General features: G+C 61.3%; 24 protein-coding genes and 1 pseudogene. 13 read left to right on the top strand and 12 right to left on the bottom strand.

Features of this window, described 5'->3' with window-relative positions:
- Window positions 1-312: 312 nt before the first annotated feature.
- Window positions 313-597, bottom strand: a complete 285-nt coding sequence (locus CQ13_RS17710; protein WP_057844129.1) for a hypothetical protein — start codon at window positions 595-597, stop codon at window positions 313-315.
- A gap of 469 nt (window positions 598-1,066) precedes the next feature.
- Here CQ13_RS17710 and CQ13_RS17705 point away from each other — a divergent pair, with 469 nt between their 5' ends.
- Window positions 1,067-2,221 carry a S1C family serine protease gene (locus CQ13_RS17705; RefSeq protein WP_057844128.1) on the top strand — a complete coding sequence of 385 codons (1,155 nt, stop codon included), beginning with the start codon at window positions 1,067-1,069 and terminating at the stop codon, window positions 2,219-2,221.
- A gap of 74 nt (window positions 2,222-2,295) precedes the next feature.
- Window positions 2,296-2,745 (top strand): hypothetical protein, encoded by a 450-nt coding sequence (locus CQ13_RS17700; RefSeq protein WP_057844127.1) that lies wholly within the window; start codon window positions 2,296-2,298, stop codon window positions 2,743-2,745.
- Between the two features lie 486 nt (window positions 2,746-3,231).
- Here CQ13_RS17700 and CQ13_RS17695 read toward each other — a convergent pair whose 3' ends face one another.
- The 5 genes from CQ13_RS17695 to pdxR form a co-directional block, all read right to left on the bottom strand.
- Window positions 3,232-3,579 carry an HVO_A0114 family putative DNA-binding protein gene (locus tag CQ13_RS17695; RefSeq protein WP_057844126.1) on the bottom strand — a complete coding sequence of 116 codons (348 nt, stop codon included), beginning with the start codon at window positions 3,577-3,579 and terminating at the stop codon, window positions 3,232-3,234.
- 3 nt (window positions 3,580-3,582) lie between these two features.
- A complete protein-coding gene (locus CQ13_RS17690) occupies window positions 3,583-3,861 on the bottom strand; it encodes a toxin-antitoxin system TumE family protein (protein WP_057844125.1) in 279 nt (92 codons plus the stop codon).
- A 586-nt stretch (window positions 3,862-4,447) separates the two neighbouring features.
- Window positions 4,448-5,077, bottom strand: a complete 630-nt coding sequence (locus CQ13_RS17685; RefSeq protein ID WP_057844124.1) for a LysE family translocator — start codon at window positions 5,075-5,077, stop codon at window positions 4,448-4,450.
- Entirely contained in the window at window positions 5,074-5,322 is a 249-nt protein-coding gene (locus tag CQ13_RS46450) for a DUF1127 domain-containing protein (protein WP_082637527.1), read from the bottom strand. The genes CQ13_RS17685 and CQ13_RS46450 overlap by 4 nt, the downstream gene beginning before the upstream one ends.
- A 380-nt stretch (window positions 5,323-5,702) precedes the next feature.
- On the bottom strand, window positions 5,703-7,151 hold the full coding sequence (pdxR, locus tag CQ13_RS17680) for a MocR-like pyridoxine biosynthesis transcription factor PdxR (RefSeq protein WP_057844123.1): 1,449 nt from the start codon (window positions 7,149-7,151) through the stop codon (window positions 5,703-5,705).
- A 270-nt stretch (window positions 7,152-7,421) separates the two neighbouring features.
- On the opposite strand from pdxR, the gene greA reads away from it, so the two are divergent.
- Window positions 7,422-7,928 (top strand): transcription elongation factor GreA, encoded by a 507-nt coding sequence (greA, locus tag CQ13_RS17675; protein WP_057844122.1) that lies wholly within the window; start codon window positions 7,422-7,424, stop codon window positions 7,926-7,928.
- Between the two features lie 59 nt (window positions 7,929-7,987).
- Here the strand turns inward: greA and CQ13_RS46810 are convergent, their stop codons facing one another.
- Window positions 7,988-9,322, bottom strand: coding sequence for a phosphoribosyltransferase family protein (locus CQ13_RS46810; RefSeq protein WP_347337045.1), 1,335 nt, complete (start codon window positions 9,320-9,322; stop codon window positions 7,988-7,990).
- 505 nt (window positions 9,323-9,827) lie between these two features.
- On the opposite strand from CQ13_RS46810, the gene CQ13_RS17660 reads away from it, so the two are divergent.
- On the top strand, window positions 9,828-10,292 hold the full coding sequence (locus tag CQ13_RS17660) for a YbhB/YbcL family Raf kinase inhibitor-like protein (protein WP_057844121.1): 465 nt from the start codon (window positions 9,828-9,830) through the stop codon (window positions 10,290-10,292).
- A gap of 207 nt (window positions 10,293-10,499) precedes the next feature.
- Here CQ13_RS17660 and CQ13_RS17655 read toward each other — a convergent pair whose 3' ends face one another.
- Window positions 10,500-10,940, bottom strand: coding sequence for a CBS domain-containing protein (locus CQ13_RS17655; RefSeq protein ID WP_057844147.1), 441 nt, complete (start codon window positions 10,938-10,940; stop codon window positions 10,500-10,502).
- A 136-nt stretch (window positions 10,941-11,076) separates the two neighbouring features.
- Between CQ13_RS17655 and CQ13_RS47135 the strand changes: the two are divergent.
- Window positions 11,077-11,247 (top strand): annotated as a pseudogene (locus tag CQ13_RS47135) (SDR family NAD(P)-dependent oxidoreductase); the annotation flags it as partial.
- A 43-nt stretch (window positions 11,248-11,290) separates the two neighbouring features.
- The gene (locus tag CQ13_RS17650) at window positions 11,291-11,959 is read left to right on the top strand and encodes an SDR family NAD(P)-dependent oxidoreductase (RefSeq protein WP_197427360.1); all 669 of its coding nucleotides are present in this window, start codon (window positions 11,291-11,293) and stop codon (window positions 11,957-11,959) included.
- Between the two features lie 45 nt (window positions 11,960-12,004).
- On the opposite strand, the gene CQ13_RS45680 is transcribed toward CQ13_RS17650, so the two are convergent.
- Window positions 12,005-12,193, bottom strand: a complete 189-nt coding sequence (locus CQ13_RS45680) for a hypothetical protein (RefSeq protein WP_057844146.1) — start codon at window positions 12,191-12,193, stop codon at window positions 12,005-12,007.
- Between the two features lie 183 nt (window positions 12,194-12,376).
- Window positions 12,377-12,865: an Lrp/AsnC family transcriptional regulator gene (locus CQ13_RS17640; RefSeq protein WP_057844120.1), complete on the bottom strand. Its 489-nt coding sequence runs from the start codon at window positions 12,863-12,865 to the stop codon at window positions 12,377-12,379.
- 127 nt (window positions 12,866-12,992) lie between these two features.
- Here CQ13_RS17640 and ald point away from each other — a divergent pair, with 127 nt between their 5' ends.
- Complete coding sequence (gene ald / locus CQ13_RS17635) at window positions 12,993-14,108, top strand: alanine dehydrogenase (RefSeq protein WP_057844145.1); 1,116 nt, start codon at window positions 12,993-12,995, stop codon at window positions 14,106-14,108.
- 36 nt (window positions 14,109-14,144) lie between these two features.
- Here ald and CQ13_RS17630 read toward each other — a convergent pair whose 3' ends face one another.
- Together CQ13_RS17630 and CQ13_RS17625 are read right to left on the bottom strand one after the other, a co-directional pair.
- Complete coding sequence (locus CQ13_RS17630; RefSeq protein WP_057844119.1) at window positions 14,145-14,969, bottom strand: SDR family NAD(P)-dependent oxidoreductase; 825 nt, start codon at window positions 14,967-14,969, stop codon at window positions 14,145-14,147.
- Between the two features lie 28 nt (window positions 14,970-14,997).
- The gene (locus CQ13_RS17625; protein WP_057844118.1) at window positions 14,998-15,834 is read right to left on the bottom strand and encodes a MurR/RpiR family transcriptional regulator; all 837 of its coding nucleotides are present in this window, start codon (window positions 15,832-15,834) and stop codon (window positions 14,998-15,000) included.
- A gap of 134 nt (window positions 15,835-15,968) precedes the next feature.
- On the opposite strand from CQ13_RS17625, the gene CQ13_RS17620 reads away from it, so the two are divergent.
- The 6 genes from CQ13_RS17620 (at window position 15,969) to CQ13_RS17595 (ending at window position 21,393) form a co-directional block, all read left to right on the top strand.
- A complete protein-coding gene (locus CQ13_RS17620; RefSeq protein WP_082637525.1) occupies window positions 15,969-17,264 on the top strand; it encodes an ABC transporter substrate-binding protein in 1,296 nt (431 codons plus the stop codon).
- Window positions 17,265-17,335: 71 nt separating this feature from the next.
- The gene (locus tag CQ13_RS17615; RefSeq protein ID WP_057844117.1) at window positions 17,336-18,256 is read left to right on the top strand and encodes a branched-chain amino acid ABC transporter permease; all 921 of its coding nucleotides are present in this window, start codon (window positions 17,336-17,338) and stop codon (window positions 18,254-18,256) included.
- A gap of 2 nt (window positions 18,257-18,258) precedes the next feature.
- Window positions 18,259-19,302 carry a branched-chain amino acid ABC transporter permease gene (locus CQ13_RS17610; protein ID WP_057844116.1) on the top strand — a complete coding sequence of 348 codons (1,044 nt, stop codon included), beginning with the start codon at window positions 18,259-18,261 and terminating at the stop codon, window positions 19,300-19,302.
- Window positions 19,293-20,036, top strand: a complete 744-nt coding sequence (locus tag CQ13_RS17605) for an ABC transporter ATP-binding protein (RefSeq protein ID WP_057844115.1) — start codon at window positions 19,293-19,295, stop codon at window positions 20,034-20,036. Before CQ13_RS17610 ends, CQ13_RS17605 begins: the two co-directional genes overlap by 10 nt.
- Window positions 20,033-20,734, top strand: coding sequence for an ABC transporter ATP-binding protein (locus CQ13_RS17600; RefSeq protein ID WP_057844114.1), 702 nt, complete (start codon window positions 20,033-20,035; stop codon window positions 20,732-20,734). The genes CQ13_RS17605 and CQ13_RS17600 overlap by 4 nt, the downstream gene beginning before the upstream one ends.
- Entirely contained in the window at window positions 20,734-21,393 is a 660-nt protein-coding gene (locus tag CQ13_RS17595; RefSeq protein WP_057844113.1) for an ATP-binding cassette domain-containing protein, read from the top strand. Before CQ13_RS17600 ends, CQ13_RS17595 begins: the two co-directional genes overlap by 1 nt.
- Window positions 21,394-21,468 lie beyond the last annotated feature (75 nt).

Raw genomic sequence — 21,468 nt, 5'->3', positions numbered from 1 at the left:
CGCCAGCCGCCCATTCATTCTCAATATATCGCGTCACGAGCAATGCGTTTTTCTCGATCGCGAAGCAGGTCTGTCGAAGCACGCAAGCAGAAGCTGACCAACAACAGCAACACCGTAAGTGAAAGTAGCATTGGCAACACATCTACCGGTCACCAAATTCTAGTAAAATGAGACTGGTCGATTGTAGCCGGAGCTTGAAGAGCGCTACTGCAATGCAGATCGATGAAGCGACGACCAATATCGTGCCGCGCGCATTGTCTATGTCTGCAATGGGTCGCCGTACAAACCCTCTATAAGACACTTGCCCACTTTTCAGGATTGAGAGAGGTAGCGTGGCAGCTCGCGCTCGAACTCGGGAAAGTAGCGGGAGATCACGGTGATGTCGAAACGCCGCAGGATCGATCCTTGGGGTTCGCGATCAAGCAGGAATCGGAACGCCGCCTCGATGCAGCCCTCGGGCGTGTGCGTGCCCATCGTCAGCCGTTCGCAAGTATCTCTTGCCATCGTGACGTGATGGCGAGTCTCGCCGTTTCCCACACTGACGGTGACCTCGAATTCAAGTGGATCGCCTTCGCCGGTTCGCTCGACCTTGATCACAGCCTGGTCTCACCGTCGTTGCACGGATTCATGCTAACACGGCACGGCGGTTCAAAGAAAGTTGCGAAGGCTCGCCGCAAGTTTCGTTTAACGCCTCTGCGAACGGATGAAAGTGGAGCCGAGCGCACGCTTCCTGATGGAACTGCGACCGCACGGAAGATCACGTTGGGAGCCATGTCTTGGGAGCGGAGCTATGTCGGATTTTCCATGTGAGATTTTCGGTGGCGAGGCGATCGATCGTCGGCGGTTTGCCGGCAATTGGGAATATCCACGGTGGGCTCGAGTGGAACTGCCGGCGCGGCAGATTGTTGGGCCCATAATTGCCGCGAGCGTCTGAGCGCCTCTCACAGGAATTGACGGCGAGCTAGCCCCAGCGTCTGACGTCGGAACCGCGGTGAGGCAATGACAAGCTATGGAAGCGGAAATGGCTCATGGAAGTGTAGCTTTGAGCTGCCGTCGGATTTCGGTCATGGGCGGCACCATCGCCGCGATCGTGGTGATCGCGAGCATTGCACAGGCACAGACCATCAATACGCGGGGTCAGACTGCTTTCGCGGGCGAGCCCTCGACGTTGATGCATCGGGTTGCCGATCGTACAGGTGGCGGTGGACCTGGCGGCTTCGCCGATCTCGCCGAAAGAGTTGAACCGGCCGTGATTGGGGTCAGCTCTAAAGCTGCTGCGAACTCCAAAGGCCTTCCCGACCGATTGTTCGGTACACCTGATCAGGGGCCTCCAAACAAGCAGATTCCAGCGCCGAACGCCCGTGATCAACTGGTCTCGTTTGGCTCTGGCTTCTTCATCTCCGCGGACGGTTATGCCGTGACGAACAGTCACGTCGTGGAAGACGGCGATACGGCCGAGATCCGCACCAATGACAATAAGACCTACTCTGCAAAAGTCATAGGAAAGGATTCATTGACTGATGTCGCCCTGATCAAAGTCGATGGGCGCAGCGACTTCAGTTATGTAAAACTCGTCGATGAACTGCCGCGCGTCGGCGATTGGGTGTTGGCTGCTGGCAGCCCGTTCGGGCTGGGAGGCACGGTCACGGCCGGCATCGTTTCAGCGCGCGAGCGCGACATCGAAACGGGCTCCGCGACTGATTTCATCCAAATCGATGCGCCGATCAACCAAGGCAATTCTGGCGGCCCGAGCTTTAATGCCAGCGGCGATGTCGTCGGCGTCAACAGCAAGATCCTTTCATCCTCGGAAGGCTCGGTGGGCGTTGCTTTTGCGGTCCCCGCAGACACAGTCAAGGCCGTGGTATCGCAACTGAAAGACAAGGGCGCTGTCACGCGCGGATGGATAGGGGCCAAAGTTCAACCGGTCACTCCGGACATTGCCGACAGCCTCGGCGTGAACCATCTGCACGGTGCGATCGTGGTCAGCGTTCAGGACGACGGTCCGGCTGCCAGGGCCGGATTGAGACGCGGGGACGTGATCACCGCGGCGGAGGGGCAGCTGATCAAGAACGCCAAAGAATTGACCAAGAAGATCCACGCGATGGCGCCAGGCTCCTCGATCCGGCTCGCCATGCTTCGCGAAGGAAGGGAGAACTCATTGAATGTGGCCTTAGGTCAGATGCCTGATCAGCCCGAGGTCCCACCGGCCATTCGCAGGTAGTGGGACCGGAATCTTTCAGTCATCATCCCAGCAGGTCCACACAGAGAACAGAAATGCAAAAAGGGAGCGGTTCAATGTGCGACTACAGCCTGCACTGTGTCGAATCACGTGCTGCAACGTCGGGAGAATTGCTGATAACGAGCGAATTTCCCAATACCGTGACACGCGGCTTCGCCGCGGTCGGAGAGCCAGGAATTGCCGTGTGCCTCTCGCCGGGTACTGAGCTTGTGTTCAGCGAAGACGCAGTCAGTGATCATCCGTTCGCGGAGCTATTTCCCAGCATGCGGTTCGGCAGCATTGGGGCGCGGCTCGCGCGCTTCAGGCAGATCAATCAGGAACTGAGCGATAGGCACCACGATGCGCTTGAGTTTGCGAACGGCAGGGTCGTGCCGCTTACAAGGCTGCGCCCCGGTCAAACGGCAACCGTGCTGCAGCTTCCTGCACAATACAAACCCGACAAGAAGCCGTTGGAGGCGGAAGCACAAAAATCGCTTGTCACTCCCCCGGAAGAGCGGACCGTTTGAATTTGCCGGCAACTAAGCCGATCGTGATTACATAGTGGTTGCATCGTGGTTACCTGGGCTTGGCTTTCCGGTCCGTCGGTGCCTGCCGTCGCGCTCAGTGTCGTTCGATGAACAAACGTGCGGCCTTGAGCAGCCGCCGGCCCTGGTCTTCGGTGCTCTCGCGAAATGCCCAGCAGCGCAAGGCGCGTTGGGAATGCCCGCGACCGAAATAAAGGACTGCTCGATCATCAACTGCGGATGCGGCAGCTCGATTTCGCCGCGATCGGTATAAAGGTGAACACGCGTTCGACCTTCTCGCGTGCTGTTACAGGATGGTCTGAGCAAAAGGCGAACCAGGATGGCCTTTGCAGGACAGGTCACTTCATCTCTTGCAGCAACTTCCTCGCCTCACCCAACAAGGCCTTAATCTGCTTCCGCTCGGCGACCGTATTTTTTGTGAAGCGGCCGTGCTTGCACGCGTTCTGGTTTCCCTTGGGCGCGGCGACGTCACGCCGCCATCATGTCGAACTCGACATGAACGCGGTCATAGGGAAATTCCACGCCGCCACTTTCCGTCCGCTCCAAAATCCCCGCGCCCAGTAGCAGCGTCACGTCGGAGTGGACCCCCTTGAAGTCGCGATCGACCCGACGCGCGACTTCCCGGATCGTCAGCGGTCCGGCTCCAGTCATAACGCGCACAATTTCCATGCGCTTGGGCGCCAGCACCCGCCAAAGGTCGCTGACGCTCTCGAACGAAATTCGGTCGTCGCCAGCCTTACGCTGCCCGTGTGCAGTCGCCAGGATGCGGCGCGTCAGGTCGCTTTGTGTCTCGACGCCGAGGATAACCGTCCGCATGCTCTATCTCCGTTTATTCACGTCGCGCCAAAAGTCCGCGAGCAGCCGCTCCAGCCCACGAAACGTGTAACGGCTTTCCTTGCCATCCAGGTGGCGATGATCGCCCTTTCCACGCTCATTGTCGTAACGCACGCGGCAAACGCCGTTCACCACATAGGCGAGCCGGTATTTGTAGCTGTGCGGACTGCCCGGGACGCGCTCGGGAACTTCCCACACAACCAGCTCCGCGAAGCCGGGGCTGACGACAAGCCGGCTTCGCGTGATCTTACGTGCTTTGGCCATTGATGGAATTCGTTACATCAAGGGTGTCGTGATGTCAATCAATACATCAACCCTGACAATTTCGACGGATTTGCTTGTTTTTCGCGAGCGGAAGTATCGCCGTCCTGGGCAGTCATGCTGCCCATCGAGCATCATCCCCGCTTCCGCATCAGGGGATCCATCGCCTCATCGGACACAGCGATATCGTTTTGCGATGCGTGAGGGCTTTCGAGGCGACCAGGCCGCTGGGGTGAGCCGGTGCAACTTCAACTCTCAAAAGGATTTTTTGCGCGCAATCGCGCCCAAGGGCCCATTGTTTGGGGCGGAGCACGGCTATTCTTGCCGATTGCGCGATGATGGAGTAGTGCCGCTGATTTGCCCGACGACGTGTCAAATGTTTTCGCGCCATCGCTCGGGCATCATGCCAGCGACTACCTGCTACTTTGCATGGGGTTGTTTTCCGTATTTTAGTTGGGAGGCACCGCGATCGCGGTCGCCACGATGGGGATTGCCATCGAGAAGCGTGGTGCCCACGTTCCTTTCCTCTTTTCATCGAGACGAAGAGCTACGTCGTTCGATGGCGCCAGCTCTTTCTCTGCTGACGCCGTCAGACGATGCGGGCACATAGCGAAGCACCCAAGGCTATCAGGAGGATCCCGGTGAGTCTGTTGAACCAATCCAGCGCGGCTTTCTGCAAGCTCCGAAACATGGTGTTCGTGCTGAGGGCGAGGAAGAGATACCAGGATGCACTGCCGAGCATCACACCGATGGGCATCGCCAGCGCGCGTTCCATGATCAGCGGTTTGCCGGTTTCCAGCGCGGACGCGACACCCAGGTACGGTAGTATCGTCATCGGGTTGGCGGCGGCGATCAACAGGGTCGATGTATAGGCCGAAAGCAAATCTGCGCATGTCGGATCTCCGCATGTCGAGCCGTGCGCCGCGTCCGTGGACACGAGAATGGTTCTGAGGCCCATCAAGACCAGCACAATCCCTCCCGTGATGCGCAGCGGCGTGTGCAGGGCGAGCGTCATCTGTGTCAACACGGTCCCGCTCACCACGGCCAGGCAACTGAACATCCCGTGGGCTGTTGCCGCACCCATGCCGCTCGCAACTCCTATCCAGCTTCCGAATGCCAGCGTCCGCTGCACGCACATCAAGCCAATCGGGCCGAACGGGATAGCGACGAACAAGCCCAGCGCCGCTGCCGGCAGCAAGTCCGCGATGAACGGCGTCATTTCCAGAACGGCTTGGCTGCTTCGGCCATGGCCTCTTGCCGCGTCTTGCCGATGTCCTTGAGAAAGTGGTCATCGAGCTCCGCCAAGGCTTGTCGCTGCCGCGACCGCTCTGAACACTGGACACACCAGCTAAAGAACTGTGTTGCCCATCCAGGTCGACACGTCTCAGCGCCATCATGGTGGCTGGACGCTGCGGCTGCTTTCCGACTCGTGAATGAATTGACGCCTGCGATTGAGAAAATCATAGGATGCTTCATGTGAAACCTCCTGTTCGATTTCGATAGGTCAGCTTGCAGCAGCGTGATTAGGTCGAGCTGCGACCCGCGGCCGTGAATTGCTTCACAACTCACGCGCTCGTGTCTCCAAGTTGTGAGTTCGCGATTCTGCAGGTCGGCGGAAGTCCGCTTTAATGTGATTTGCGGTGATGATTGATCTGCGATTTGGAAAGTGCGTGCGGGTGCGAAATGGAACGCGCCCGCCCTGCATCAGTCCGTCGACCTTTTCAGCGGCCCAACATTAGAAAAGCGAAGCGGTATGACGGAAGGTCCAATCCGCGGATAGTCAATCAGTCCAATTCAGGCGGCGCCTCAGGACTGTATTTGTCGGATTGATCTGAGCGCGTCGCTCACGCCGCTTTCGAGCGTCGGGACATACGTTCATCGAAGCAACTTCGCAGCCGCCTCAGTCCTTCGGCAATCTGCGCCGTTTCGATCGCCCCATATCCCAGCATGATGCCGGCCTGAGGCTCTCTCTCCAGCGGGAAGGATTGAATGGCAACGCCGAGATCAAAGGCCCGTGATGCAATCGCATCGATATCATCAGCCGACGCTGTTCGCGCGTAGGCGGCGATATGCAGCCCCGTGCTCGATGGAACAAGATCGAGGTATTCGCCGAAGTTCCTCTTGATCCCCGCCGTCAGCGCCTGATGCCGTTCGCTATAGATGCGGCTTACCCTGCGAATGTGGCGCGCAAACGCGCCCTCGTCGATGAACTGCGCCAGCGCATTCTGCGCCATTGTCGCTGTATGCCAATCGGTGACAAACTTCGCCTTGTACGCCGCCTCTCGCAGCGACGGCGGCACGACCATGAAGGCCAGCCGGAGAGTCGGCAGCAACGTCTTGGAAAACGTGCCGACATACACAACGCGACCGGTCGTATCGAGAGTTTGAAGCGGCTCGAGCGGACGTCCGCCGAAGCGAAACTCGCTGTCATAGTCGTCCTCAACGACAACCGCATTGTAGCGCTCGGCCCATGCAAGCAGTGCACGCCGACGCGGCAGGCTCATGGCCATGCCGAGGGGAAACTGATGCGAGGGCGTTACGTAGACCACCCTGGCCTCGGCTGGCAGCGCCGCCACGACTAGACCTTCGCTGTCGACCGGCACACCAATCACGCGCGCGCCCAGCGCCTTGAACAAGTCCTTTGGAGGCCGATAGCCCGGTTTCTCCACCGCAACGACGTCGCCGGGCTCGAGAAGCACGCGAGCGATGATGTCGACTGCCTGCTGGGTGCCATTCGTCACGATGACGTCGTCGGGCGATCCGGAAACGCTTCGCGAGATGCCGATGTGGCGAGCGATCGCCGTGCGCAGGTCGCAATTGCCCGCGGGATTCTCGTAGATGCCTGCCGTCATCTCGCGCGAGCGCAGCGCACGGGCGACGACCCGCCGCCAGGTTCGGTACGGAAACAGCGAAGCGTCCGGAAGCCCGGCCCTGAAGTCGAAACGCGCCGAGCGGCGAAAGAACGCCGGAAGCGGTATCGTCTCCCAAACTCCACGCACCCGAATTGCGTGGGCCGTCGATCGCCCTGTTTTCGACGCCGGACGTTTTGCCTCAAGGTGATGGCTGACGAACGTTCCGGAGCCCGCATGGGATGTCGCGAATCCTTCCGCAACTAGGGTTTCATAAGCAATTGCCACCGTCGATCGTGCAACCGTCAGCGCGGCGGCTAGTTCTCGCGTAGGAGACAACGGCTCTCCAGGCCGAAGGCGCCCGTCCAGAATTGCCTGCCGGATCTGACGATAGATCTCGCCACTGAGGTCACTTCGACCAACAAGACTGACATGAAAAGCCACAGTACCGAGCCCTCTCTGCTCCGCATTGGACTGGCAACCTTAAATAGGGGTGTACGTTCCATCATACCGCTCTGCAGGTTCCACCGGGGACTGTCAGAGCCGCGCAGCGGGCGAGGCGCTGTGGCGCCCACTATGGGAAACCGGCAACCTCGCTAATTGGAACCCGTGTCCTCGCACGGCGTTCCCCACCACAGGTACGCGACCGCTGGTGGCGCGTGGCGCGAACGTATGAATGCATGCTTTGTCGATTAACTCGGTATAAGAGTCGCGATGACAAAACTTCCCATGACGGCCGCGGGCTACGCTGCCCTTGCAGATGAACTGAGGCACCGCATTCGCGTCGAGCGGCCCGATCTTGTTCAGCGAATTCAGCAGGCAATCGCCGACGATCCAAATCTGGTTGAGAATTCGGAATATCAGGTTGCGCTTGCAGAGCAAAGTGTCAACGACACTCGAATTGCCGAGTTGGAAGACAAACTCGCGCGTGCCGATATCGTCGACGTATCCAAGCTTTCCGGCAATACCATCAAGTTTGGCGCCACGGTGACGCTGATTGATGAGGACACCGGCGAGAAGCGGGTCTGGCAGATCGTCGGCGAACCGGAAGCCGACGCGAGCAAGGGCAAGATCTCGATAACTTCACCGATCGCCAGGGCGTTAATCGGAAAGAGCAAAGGGGAAACCGTGGCCGTCGAGACGCCAGGCGGCCGCAAGGCTTTCGGGGTCCGACAAGTGGAGTGGTTTGAGGCAAAGCGAAAAAGGCGCGAACAGGCGTGAAACGGCGTTCGATCTTCGGGTCGGGCACAGCATCGCATCGGATATTGTTATCGCGATCGTCACGCACGCGCCTGGTTCGGGCCGCTCGCCTTTGAACGATGCAACAGCTCGGTAACTTCCTGATCGGAAGTCTGGCAGAAATCCCTGTAGTGCATACCGACCGCAAAGAACGGATCGGGGCTCTTGAGGCAAATGATTTCGTCTGCCTCCGCACTCAGCTCGTCGAGCGAATCGCGTGGCGCAACCGGCACCGCAAGGACGAGGCGGCCCGGCTTCGCCCTTGCAAGCGCTCTCAGCACGGCTTTCACGCTTCCGCCGGTGGCGATGCCGTCATCGACGACAATGGTCGTACGGCCGGCAATCTCTGGCGGTGGACTCTCGTCGCGGTAAAGGCGCCGTTGACGTTCGATTTCGGCAAGCTGGCGGGCAGTCTCAGCTTCCAGGTAGGCCACGCCCGGCTGGATCTCGCGAACGATGTCCTCATTGAGCACGACCTGCGGATGGGCGCCATCGACGACCGCACCGAGCCCGAGCTCCTCATGACCCGGCGCGCCGATCTTGCGCACGAGCGCTACGTCGAGCGTGGCGCGCAGCGCTTGCGCAATCTCGAATGCAACAGGAACGCCGCCGCGCGGCAGCGCAAGCACGACTGCGTCCCTGTCCCTGAACTTCATGAGCGCCGACGCCAGCCGGCGTCCGGCGTCCCGCCGGTCGGCGAAAACCGTATCGGCGTCGATCGCCTCTTCGGAGAGGGGCGACGCCAGAAATTGGCGGAACCAGCGCGTGGCATATTGCGTCACCTGCTCGAGCGCGCCGGGTTCTTCGAACAGATGCGTCGCCTTCGGCACGATCACGAGGTCCTTCTCGCAAGAGAGCTCCGCAAAAGCCGAACGGTTGAGCGGAATCACCGGTAGGTCGGCTCCACCAACGATCAGCAGCGTCGGCGCCCTGACGGCGTGCAGCGCATTGCCGGCCAAATCCGGGCGACCGCCGCGCGAAACCACCGCAGCGACGTTTTGCCGGTCGGCAGCCGCGACCAGCGCGGCCGCTGCACCGGTGCTTGCGCCGAAATAGCCAATCGGAAACTTCGCGAGCTCTGGCTTGTTGCGGGTCCAGTCTGCGGCGTCTGCAAGCCGTGATGCCAACAGCGGGATATCGAATACGTTGCCGCGGTCCCGCTCCTCCTCCGGGCTGAGGAGATCAAGCAGCAGCGTGGTGAACCCGGCCTCACGGAGAGCCGCTGCGACCTGGTTGTTGCGTGGGCTTAGCCGGCCGCTACCGCTGCCATGCGCAAAAATCACAATGCCGGTTGCATCGTGAGGCACGCCCAAAATGCCCGCAAGGTGGTGCGGACCGACCAGGAATTCGCTGATCTGTTCCCGTGCACTCGCCATGATCAGAACCCAAAGGAATAGGTTTCTGCCGCGCCCGCTCCGGCTCTTGTCGCAAGCGGTGTCACCGCCTTGGTATCTTCGAACCAGACGAACGCGTCGAACTGTTCGGGCAATACCGCCTCGAAGTAGGCCGGTCGAAATAGAACGCGAAATCGTCCTGCTCCGGTGCCCCGAGATGCTCGCCTGCCTCGTGCAGGAGATCGATCAGCTCGCGATTGGTCCTCTCGCGAACTTGTTCGGCTTCCGGTGAAAGGGCCATGCGCCGGGTTCCCTAGATGGTTGCTGCGCCTGTCCAGCATCGGCGTACCGACGCGCGGCTTGCAGGGATCGTCCTGAGCGCACGCGGGAAACGCCGATCAGCGTGCCTTGTTGAAGCAACTCAAGCGCCGGTCCGACGTTCCTTTGTATCGGCGGAATCGACCGGTAAGGCGTGTAGTTGCACCCCGGGGACCGAGCGAGCCCGCCGCTGCGACCTTTCGCATTCCATGAGCACGGGAGTCTGCATATGGTGTTCAAGTTGACGAGTCCTGCATTCGACGACGACCAGCCGATTCCGGTCAAGTACACTTGCGACGGCCAGAATGTGTCTCCGCCGCTTCATTGGTCGGATCCCCCGCCGGGTACGAAGAGCTTCGCCCTTATCGTTGAGGACCCGGATGCACCGTCCGGCACGTTTCGGCATTGGGGCATCTACAACATCATGGGTGAGCGGACGATGCTGCCGGAAGCCATCGGTCACGGGCCAAAGACGGAGCGTCTCGGCAAAGGCGTGAACGATTTCGGCGAACTAGGCTATGGCGGGCCGGCGCCGCCCAAGGGTCATGGTACGCATCACTATCACTTCAAGCTGGCGGCTTTGGATGTCGACGAGCTATCGCGCTCGCCGAGCATGCCGGTAGTCGACATCTGGAAAGCAGCCGAGAAGCACACAATCGGCCAGGCTGAGCTCGTCGGGACGTACCGCAGGTAGCGGCGACGCGCTGCATTGAACGAGCGGGTGTCGAGGTGCGCCTGTGGCATGCCCGCTCCCGCTCGACATCCTATTCCTTCCGTTGGCATCGATAGAAGGTCGTGCGATTACGTACCTTGCCGCTCCGTAGCTTGGACTGTATGGCTTGAGCCGTTGGTCCACAGGCTCAGTGACGCGAACGCTCCTGCAATCCTCCGACTGAATGCCTCAGCCGGTAACCGCGCCCGCGTGTTGGCCGCCCGGCCGCGAAATCCCATGCAGCGCGGTAGCGGCGCCGTCACCCGGCTTGGAAACCGCGATATCGCCGAGCGCAATGATGCCGACCAGCCGCTTGTTTCGAGTGAGCACCGGCAACCGCCGCACCTGAATGTCGGTCATGTTGCGAGTGACTTCATCGATATCCTGGTCTTCGAAACAGTATTTGACATCTGCTGTCATGACGTCGCGCACCGGCGCATCCGGACCTCGACCCATCGCAATTCCGCGCGTGGCAATATCACGGTCAGAGATCATTCCCACCAACCGATCATTTTCAGCGACGGGCAACAGCCCGATATTGAGCGTCGCCATCGCCTCGGCTGCATCCCTGATGCTGTCCTGCGGAGTGCAGAGCTGCACGTTCGTGGTCATGGCATCGCAAACTTTCATCTCGAGTCTCCTCTTTTGCTGATAGGCCGCCAACGAAATTTGCAAGCGGACGTTCCCTCTATCGACCGGAAATCGAGATGTGGAACATCGCGCGTATTAGCGTGTTCAACGCTTGGACAAGAGCAAAGCGGAGCGGATGACGATGGCGGGACGGCTGAACGGCAAATCATCGATCGTGACAGGTGCGGCGACGGGAATCGGCGAAGCTATCGCCCATAAATTCGCGCGAGAAGGTGCGAAAGTCATTGTTGCCGGACTGCCCGCCGATCCGGTGGAGGACGTCGTCCATGCCATCCGGGCGCGCGGCGGCGTGGCCGAACCTTTTCTTGGCGATGTTGCAGACGAGGTGGATGCGCAAGCCTGCATCGCCCTGGATCGATGCATTCGGCAGGCTCGACATCCTGATAAACAATGCCGGCGTCTTTCCCGAAATTGCCGAATGCGAGGATCACTCGGTCGAGGTGTTCGACTACATCGTGCGTAACAATGTCCGATCTGCATTCCTGATGACGAAGTTTGCGCTGCCACATCTGAAGCGCTCGCGGGGTGTCGTGATTTCGACGGGATCAGAGGCCGGCGAAATGGGTGAGCCGACGGCGGCGCCCTATGGTGGTTCGAAGGGCTTCCTTCACGCTTTCATGCGCGGCGTGGCCTGCGAACAGGGCAAGCACGGCGTGCGCGCCCTCTGTGTGTGCCCCGGCCCTATCGATACGGCCTGGACGCACAAGGAGACCGGGCCGATGAACGAGCAGATGGAGAAGCAGACTCTCGCCGGTACTGTGCTTGGTCGGCGCGGCACCCCGGAGGAGATGGCCAATGTCTTTGCGTTCGCCGCGTCGGATGAGGCGAGCTTCGTAACGGGAGCGCTGATATTTGCTGACGGCGGCACCACGATTGCAAAGGGCGGTCCGGGGGAGATGGCGCAGAGCTTTGTGAGGGAGCAACCCAAGCCGACGCTCGATCTCCGGCACTCGCACGACGGTCTCAAGGGCAAGCCTGTCGAGAACCGCACGCACTAGATGAAGCTGCGAGCAGAATGCCGGTCGCCATCGAGTCGCTGGTGGTCAGAGCACTGGTACCGCCCGGAGCAAGGCCTTTCTGCCCGAGTGCGCCCCTTGGCTGAGGCGAGCATCCGGATGCTCGCTGACAGCATCGGTCGGCGGGAATATGCTGTCATATATTGCGCGCGCCTCTTGAATTAAGCGAGCCCGCTCAAGCTCTGGCTTCGGAACAAGCCGAACGATTTCGCCCATGTAGGGTCCCCGTCGGAAAACATTCTTGATTTTCAGGCGCGTTATGTTATAACGTAACATACGGTGGATTAGCGTCCTGTCAAGTCGCGTTTGGTCCGGTCGGCAGCATCGGGACGCAACACGCTTCGCCGTCGCATCTATGCGTTGGTAGGCTGGATGTGCCGATTGCGTCGATCGAAGAGGCTAGCGCCGCAATGCCGTCTCGGGGATGGCCCTGCGCACCACCTCGCGCATCGCAAAGCTCGAGTGGATGCGCGCCACCCCGGGCATCCGTGAAAGATGTTGCTTGTGGATGCGCTCGAAGTCCGCGATGTCGCGTGCGATGACCTGCAAGTGATAATCGTCGCTGCCCGACATCAAGTGACAGGACACGACATCCGGACAGCGGGCGATCGCCGCTTCGAATGCGGCCAGGTAATCCTCGCTCTGTTTTTCCAGCGTGATGGTGACGACGACGGTCGTGACGAGCCCGAGCGCAGTCGGCTCGAGATCGGCGCGATAGCCCCTGATAATTCCACCTTCCTCGAGTTGGCGGATGCGGCGCGCGCAGGCTGTCGGCGACAGTCCGACCTTTTCAGCGAGCTCGATCTGGCTCGCCCGGGCGTCGGCGAGGAGCTCGCTCAGAATCCGATAATCGATGCGATCCAGTTCATTCACGCTACAAGTCACCATTTTATAGGGCTAACATGCAGAATATATGCGCAAATTTCTCCCAGCAAGCCGCAATTCGCCGAGAAGCGCTGCCGACTCAGCAGTACTTTATTTGCAGGCAGATGGCCTCGAATGCAGGAGCAAGCCCATGCGGATCGGTGTGCCCAAGGAAATCAAGGTCGAGGAATATCGGGTGGGCCTGACCCCGGCTTCGGTGCGGGAATATGTGACGCGGGGACACGACGTGATCGTCGAGCAGGGCGCCGGGATCGGCATTGGCGCAGGCGATGACGTCTACCGTTCGGCCGGCGCTGCAATCGTGGATACGGCCGCGGAAATTTTCGCGACCGCTGATATGGTGGTCAAGGTCAAGGAGCCGCAGCCGAGCGAATGGCGCCAGCTTCGCGACGATCAGATCCTCTTCACCTATTTGCACCTTGCGCCGGATGCGGCGCAGACCAAGGGGCTTCTGGCATCCGGCTGCACTGCGATCGCTTACGAGACGGTGACGGATGCCCATGGAGGGCTTCCCTTGCTTGCGCCGATGAGCGAAGTGGCGGGACGGTTGGCGATCGAGGCGGCCGGCGCTGCCTTGCGGAAATCGGCGGACGGAATGGGCAAGCTGATCGGCGGGGTACCCGGCGTGGCGCCAAGCAGGATCGCGGTGATCGGCGGTGGCGTGGTCGGCACGCATGCCGCGCGGATGGCCGCAGGGCTAGGCGCCGACATCGTTATACTGGAACGGTCGCTGCCGCGCCTTCGCGTTCTCGACGAGATGTTCCAGGGACGCGTGCGCACGCGCTATGCAACGCTGGAAGCGATCGAAGAGGAGGTCATTGCGGCCGACGTCGTCATCGGCGCCGTGCTGGTGCCGGGCGCCAGTGCGCCGAAGCTCGTCTCGCGCGCGCATCTCGGCCGCATGAAATACCGTGCCGTACTGGTCGACGTTGCGATCGACCAGGGCGGCTGCTTCGAGACGTCGCGGCCGACGACCCATCAGGCGCCGACCTATCTCGTCGACGAGATCGTGCACTATTGCGTCACCAACATGCCGGGCGCGGTGCCGGTGACGTCGAGCCATGCGCTCAACAATGCCACGCTGCCGTTCGGCCTTGCGCTGGCTGAAAAGGGCATTCGCGCGCTGATCGAGGATCCGCATCTGCGCGCCGGACTCAACGTGCACCGCGGACAGATCACCAATCGCGCGGTCGCCGACAGCCAGAATTTGCCTGCAGCGGCACCCGAAATGATTTTGGCGGCGTGACGCCGACTCGCCTTACGAAGATTGTTGGCCCCGCCTTCACGCCGCCCAGCACTGTCCTCCGCCGTCCACGCGCAGCACCTGGCCTGAGACGAACGCGCCCAACGGACCTGCGAACACTTCGACGACGCGCGCGACTTCGTCGACGGTCGCGATGCGATCGAGTGTGCCGGCTTCCACCATCCGGTTCTGATCCACCGCGCGCGTGCCCATGAAGCGGCCGGTGCGGGTGTCGCCGGGGGCGATGCAGTTCACTGTGATGTCATAGGATCGGAGCTGATCGGCGAGGCAACGCGTGTAATGCGTCATGCCGGCTTTCGCAACCGCATAGATCGAGCCGTTTGTACGGCCCTTGAAGGCTGCGACCGAACCGATGGTGACGATGCGGCCCTGACGCCTCGGCATCATTTCCTTGGCCACCGCCTGGCAGGTCAGGATGGTTGAGAGCAGGTTGCGATCGAGCACCGCGCGAACATCCTCTTCGCGAATGCCGACGGCGTCGTTCGGATCCGGCTTGCCGCCTTTGGCCGCGATATCGCCACCTGCATTGTGAACCAAAATGTCGATCGGACCCAATTGCTTCGTCGTGGTCTCGACGACACGCGCGATGTCGGCGCCTTGCGTAAGGTCGCCGAGTACGCGGATGGTGCGTACCCCATGCGCCGCGGCCACCGCTTCCGCGACCGCCGTCAGCGTCGATCCCTCGCCATATTCGGCTGGGCCGTGTTCGCGCATCCCGTGGATGGCGACATCGGCCCCCATGGCCGCCAGCCGTTCGGCGAACGCGCGGCCTAACCCGCGGCCAGCACCGGTGACCAGCGCAACCTTTCCCTTCAGCGACCGCGCGTCGTCCTGTGATGCCATGACGTCCTCTCCCTATTTTCCCGAAATGTCAGTCTGCGGCGAGATCGAGGCCGATCGCGAGCGCCTGCACGAGGCACATCGGCGCGACCAGAGTGCGCAGCGCCGGCTCCGGCATGTCCTGAATTTCGAACACGACCGAGGCGCCCTCAACGATCGGGCTCAGCAGACTATCGGTGATGGAGATCGCCGGCACGTTGCGCGCCACTAGTTCGGGAAATAGCCGCGCCGTATCAGGGTAATAGTTGCGGAAGCTGATCGCGACCAGCGCATCTTCGGAAGTGGCTGGATGCGATTGTTCGTGGATGCTGCCGCCGGTCCCGTCCAGCAACACCACGCGCCGCCCCAGTTTCCGCAGCACGTAAGCCAGATGCGTTGCTACTGGAAACGAGCCGCCGAGGCCCAGCAGATAAATGTCGCGCGCTTTCGCCAATATCATGATGGCAGCTTCGAGTTGGCGCTCATGGGCGGATTGGCTGAGCGTTACCAGAGCCGATTGCGCTTCCGCCACGAAGCGCCCCAGCACTGCCGCGGGCTTGCGGCCGAGGGCGGATTTCTCCTCGCTCTTCATCCGCGCCAGCCGCGCCTTGTAGCTGGGCGCCACGCCTGCCACGAGGCGCGAGCGGAACACTTCCTGCATCTGAGTAAAGCCGCCGAAGCCGAGCGCATGCGCGAAGCGGACGATGGCCGACGGCGGCACGCCGGAACGCTCCGCAATCTCCGCGACCGTGCCCAACGCGACATCGATCGGATGATCGAGCACGAATTCCGCGATCTGCTGCAGGCGTCCAGACAAGGCGCGATGCCGTTGGGCGATCGCCCCGCGCAACTCTTCGTAACTCATGGCCGTACCGGCAGGTTTGTTCATGGTGTCAACTTTACCCGATTACGGCCGTTTCGCCGCTTGGTTCTAGACTCTGGTTCAAATATTCCACTTTACATTTAGAATAGAACGTTCATTCTATGGACCGCAACAACAAAATAAGCGGTTGGGAGGGAGCCATGAAACGACGTGAAATTTCGCGGCGGAGCGTTCTGAAGGGCAGCCTGATGGCCAGCGCCCTTGCCGGAACGGCGAGTTACTTCGGACCGTGGAAGGAAAACCGTGTCTGGGCGCAAGGCGCCGCCAAGCCGATCAAGCTCGGCCTGACCTGCGATGCCAGTGGTCAATACGGTAACAGCGGGCAGGACGATTTGCGCGGAATCCAGATGGCGATCGACGAGGCCAACGCCAAAGGCGGCGTGCTTGGCCGCAAGATCACCTGGATCACGGCTGATACCGAAACAACGCCGGCCACCGGCAGCCGCCTCGCCGAGCGGTTCATCACAAGGGAAGACTGCACCATCTTGATCGGTGCGGTGCATTCAGGCGTCGCCAATGCCATCACTCAGGTCGCTGCCAAGAATGGCGTCATCTACCTGAACACGAATTCGTCCGCCCCCAGCGAGGCAGGGGAGAACTGCTCGCGTATCAAGTTCGTCTGGGACGGCAACGGCACCAATTTCTCCAAGGCGTCGGTCGCGAACGCCGTCAATTCGATCGGCAAGAAGTGGATGCTGCTCACGAATGATTATGTGTGGGGCCACACCACCTCGGCGGCGACGAGAGCGCAGGTCGAAGGTGCCGGCGGCAAGGTCCTCGACAATCTGCTGGTGCCGCAGAACACCCGCGATTTCACGGCCTATCTCTTGAAGATTCAGCAGGCGAAGCCGGACGTCGTGGCGACCGCGATCGGCGGCGACGACATCAAGGCGCTGCGCGAGCAGGTCGCCCAGCTCAAGCTCGACGGTAAACCTGCCTGGATCAACAACCAGCAGGACTGGCCTGACGTCTGGGGCTCGCCCGACAGTCTGTTCGGCGTGTTCGGCACCACCTGGTATCACAAGCTGGCGCTGCCTGGCGTCGCTGATTTCGTCAAGAAATGGCAGGCCACCAACAAGGAGGGCTCGATTCCGGTGCCCGGCAATGTTTCCTACAACGGTTACATGGCCACACGGGAATTGCTACGCGCGATCGAGCGCGCCGGCTCGACCAACAACGTCAAGATCATCAAGGAGCTTGAGAATCTGAAGGTCTCGGCGACTGACCGCATGCAGCATTTCGATGCCTATATGGATCCGGTGACGCACCAGATGCAGCAGACGATCTATCTGGCACGGCGCAATCCCAAGCCTGCGGACAAGACCGATCTGTACGAAATCATCAGTTGGACCGAGCCAAAGGCGGCGGCCGATACCGATGCGCAGGCCAAGTGCAAGCTGGTCCCCTACGAGCAGGTTCCTACGGTTGATTCCTGAGTTCGCCGCTTGAATTCGCAGCGGGTGCGTCGTGTGCCCGCTGCTCTGCAACAGCAATACGAGAATTCGGCTTGTTCGATCTTCTGCCGCACATCCTCAACGGCCTCACGCTCGGCCTCCTGTTCGCGTTGATCGCGCTCGGCTTCATGCTGATCGTGGGCCTCATGGAGCAGATCAATCTGGCGCACGGCTCGCTGTTCGCGCTCGGCGCCTATTTCGCCATGCAACTGATGGGGCCGCGCCCGCCGTTCCCGGCTGACCTTGCACAGTCCTGGCTGGCATTGCCGCTCGGCTGGCGCTACGCCGCGACGCTGATCCTGGCGCCGGCTGCGGTCGGCCTCGTCGGGATCGCCATCGAATTCTGCATGCGCCGGACCTACGGCAAAGATCCGCTTTACGGTTTGCTGCTGACCTTTGGCGCTGCGATGGTGATCGAGGAGATGATCCGCCTGACCTGGGGCACGCGCGACTACGTGTTGCAGGTGCCGCAAGCGGTCAATGGCGGTTTTATCTTCGGCGATCTGATCTGGTCGACCTACCGCTTCTATGCCGCGGGCATTGCAGTCGCGGTCATCGGCCTGGTCTGGCTCCTGATCGAAAAGACCTCGTTCGGCGCCACCGTGAAGGCGGGTGCGCATGACAGCGAAATCGTGCGCGCGCTCGGCATCAACCTGACGCGGCTGCGGCTGCTCGTCTTCGTGTTCGGCACTATGCTGGCGGCCATCGCCGGCATTATCGTGGCGCCGATCTGGGGCATACGTCCGCATATGGGCGTCGACGCCGTCATTCCGGCATTCCTGGTAATCGTGCTCGGCGGCGTCGGCAGTTTCTGGGGCGCGGTCGTTGCCGGCCTTCTGGTCGGGCTCGCCGTCGGTCTGTCCGGGGCCTACGCCTCCGAGTGGTCGTTGCTATCGATGTACGTGTTGCTGGTAGCGGTCGTGACGTTCAGGGCGCGCGGGCTCTGGGGCAAGAAAAGCATGCTCGAGGCCTGAAGATGATCCCAACACCGCAATCCGATTCCGCGCGGCTCATCACGCCGACCATGCTGGTGCTGTGGCTGGTGCTGGCCACCGTGCCGTTCTGGATCGCGCGCGTCGGCCTCTATCCCTATCTCGGGATCGAGATCCTGATCTGGTCGCTCTATGCGCTCGCGTTCAATCTCGTGCTGGGCACCGCCGGCCTGCCGTCGTTTGGCCACGGCGCCTATTTCGGCATTGGAGCCTACGCTTTCGGCCTCTGCCAGTTCAATGTCGTCGCCAATCTCTGGGTCTGCCTTGCGGCTGCATTTGCCGTCGCGGGTTTGGCCGGCGCGCTGGTCGCGTTATTCATCTCGCACCGGCGGGGCATCTACTATGCCTTCATGACCATCGCCTTTGGCCAGATTTTCTGGACGGTCGCGATCAAGTCGCACAAGGTCACGGGCGGCGAGGATGGGCTATTGAAGATCGCGCGGCTGCCCGCCGATTTTGGGTTCGCGTCGTTCGATCTCGCCGGCAATGTGGCATTCTACTATTTTGTCCTCATGGTCTTCGGAATCGCTGTTATCGCGCTGTGGCGGCTGGTGCATTCGCCCTATGGCCGGGTTATCGCGGCGATCAAGCAGAGCGAAACCCGCGCTGCGCATCTCGGCTATAATGTGTGGCTCTACAAGGCGTCGATCTTCGCGCTGTCGGCGGCAGTATCAGGATTTGCCGGCGGCCTGTTCGCGATGGCGCAGCTTGCGGCGTTCCCTGATGTAATGAGCCTGCATCAGTCCGGCTACGTCGTGATGATGACGTTGGTCGGCGGCGGCCTCGTCAGCTTCTGGGGTCCTGTCATCGGCGTGTTTCTGTTCCTGATCGCGCGCGACGTGATCGGCGCCATGACGAATGCCTGGATGCTTTACTTCGGACTGCTGTTCATCGCGGTCGTGCTCTTCCGGCCTGAGGGGGTTGCCGGAGCCATCATGGCCGCGTGGCAGAACCGGTCGCTGAATTCGATGCGGCAGCAAGGCGGCACTGCGCTGCGTCTCCTGTTCGGAGGCGGACGATGGCGCTGATCGAAGTTTCCGGCGTTCATGTTCGCTTCGGCGACCGCGTCGTGCTTGAAAGCATCGACCTGACAGTACCTGAGGGGGAGTTCCACGGCCTGATGGGGCCGAACGGCGCCGGTAAGACCACATTCTTCAACGTGCTCACCGGCCGCGTCAAGCCGAGCCGTGGCTCGATTCGGTTCGACGGCGAGGATGTGACGGGGCTGAGTTCGCATCGCATTGCAGCCAAAGGCGTTGCCCGCTCGTTCCAGATCATGACACTGTTCGACGAGTTTTCCGCGCGCGAGAATGTCATGGTCGGCCTGCCGGGCTTTCGCGCCCGCGGATTCGATATGCACCACGCCGCTGCCGGCGATCGCGGGTTTGCCGAGAAGGCTTCCGAGATACTTGTTACCGTTGGTCTTGCCGACAAGGGCGATACCCGCGCCAAGGATCTCAGCTATGGCGATCGCCGTGCGCTCGAGATCGCGGTCGCGCTGGGGCAGGGACCCCGCGTGTTGTGCCTGGACGAGCCAACCTCCGGGCTTGGCTCCGACGGCGTACAGCGCCTCGCGACGCTGGTTGGCCGGCTCAAGGGCAAGCTCACGATCGTGGCCATCGAGCACGACATGGAATTCCTGTTCTCGCTGGCCGACTGTATTTCCGTGATCCATTGGGGCCAAGTGGTCGCGCGCGGCGCGCCGCACGAGCTGCAGCAGAACGAATGGGTCAAGCGCTCTAACCTCGGGCGGTTCGCATGATTCTCCAGGTAGAGGCGGTCGATACGTTTTACGGTGAGACGCAGGCGCTGTTTGGCGCATCGCTATCTGTCGAGCGCGGCAAGGTATTTGCGCTGTTAGGTCCTAACGGCGCCGGCAAGACCACGATGCTGCGCTCGATCTTGGGATTGACCCGTCCGCGCCGAGGCGCCGTCAGGTTCGACGGCCGCGAGGTGACGCATAGCCCGACGCATGAAATCGCGCGCGGCGGGATCGGCTGGGTGCCCGACGACCGGCGGCTGTGTCCGACGCTCTCGGTGGCGCGCAATCTCGGCATCGCGCAGAAGCGGACGAAATTCCGGAGCTGGACCGTCAAGGAGGCGTGCGAAATCTTCTCGCCACTCGAATACCTGATGGAACGCGAATGCGAGAACCTGTCGGGCGGCGAGATGCAAATGGTGGCGATCGCGCGTGCGCTTGTCGGATCGCCCGGACTGATCCTGTTCGACGAGCCGAGCCAGGGGCTGGCGCCGAAAATCGTTGGTGACGTGCTTGCGACCATCCGCAGGCTGCGGAACGAGGGCGTCGCCTCGCTCGTGGTCGAGCAGAATGCCGAGATCGCGCTATCGGTCGCCGACCAAGCCGCCGTCATCGACCGCGGCCGGATCGCCTGGAGCGGAGAGGCCGCAACGCTTCGTGACGACCGCGGCTTGCGCCAACGCCTGCTTGGAGTTCACTGATGGCCTCGCCGCTGCTCGTCCTCGATCAGGTCCGCAAGGTCTACACGCGTGGCCGCGTGGTGCGCCGCCCGACGTTCACACTTGAAGCCAACCTCGTGATCGACCGACCCGCTGTTATCGGCGTGGTCGGCCCGAACGGGGCCGGCAAGACGACGCTGTTCGAAATGATGACCGGCTCGAATGCGCCATCGTCCGGCCGCGTTTACGTCGTCGGCACAGACATCCATAAGGTCAAGTACCGCGAACGCGACCGCCTCGCGATCCATTATCACCAGTCCTATCAGGTTCGCCGCTTCCGCAAGCTGGTGCCATCGATACTCCTCGAAAAATCGCCGACACCGGCGCCGATGGTGCATCTGTTCGACGAGCCGCAATTCAATCTGCAGGACGGCTATATCGGCTTTATGCTCGATTTCTTCCGCAAACTGCGCGCGGAGGGGCGGCTCGTGGTGGTGTGCCTGCACCCGACTGCGGCCTGGCACCTGGAAATTCTGGCCGAAATCGCTGAACAATATCTGCTGGTCGCGGACGGTGGAGTCACGCGACAGCCGGATTTTGCGACGCTCACCCGCGAGCCCCGGTTCCGGAGCTATCTGGGCCCGGAAATGACGCGGGCCGCGGAGGCGCTATGCGCCGGTCGCGCGGCCGCACATCGTTGAATCGGCTTTGCAATTCGATCGGGCTTCCATCATATAGGCGCCTGATTTCCGCCGCGCGCGCCATTTGGCGACTAA

Source organism: Bradyrhizobium retamae, from assembly GCF_001440415.1.
In the GTDB taxonomy this organism is placed as follows: Bacteria; Pseudomonadota; Alphaproteobacteria; order Rhizobiales; family Xanthobacteraceae; genus Bradyrhizobium; species Bradyrhizobium retamae.
This window is presented reverse-complemented; position numbering and strand designations above follow the sequence as displayed.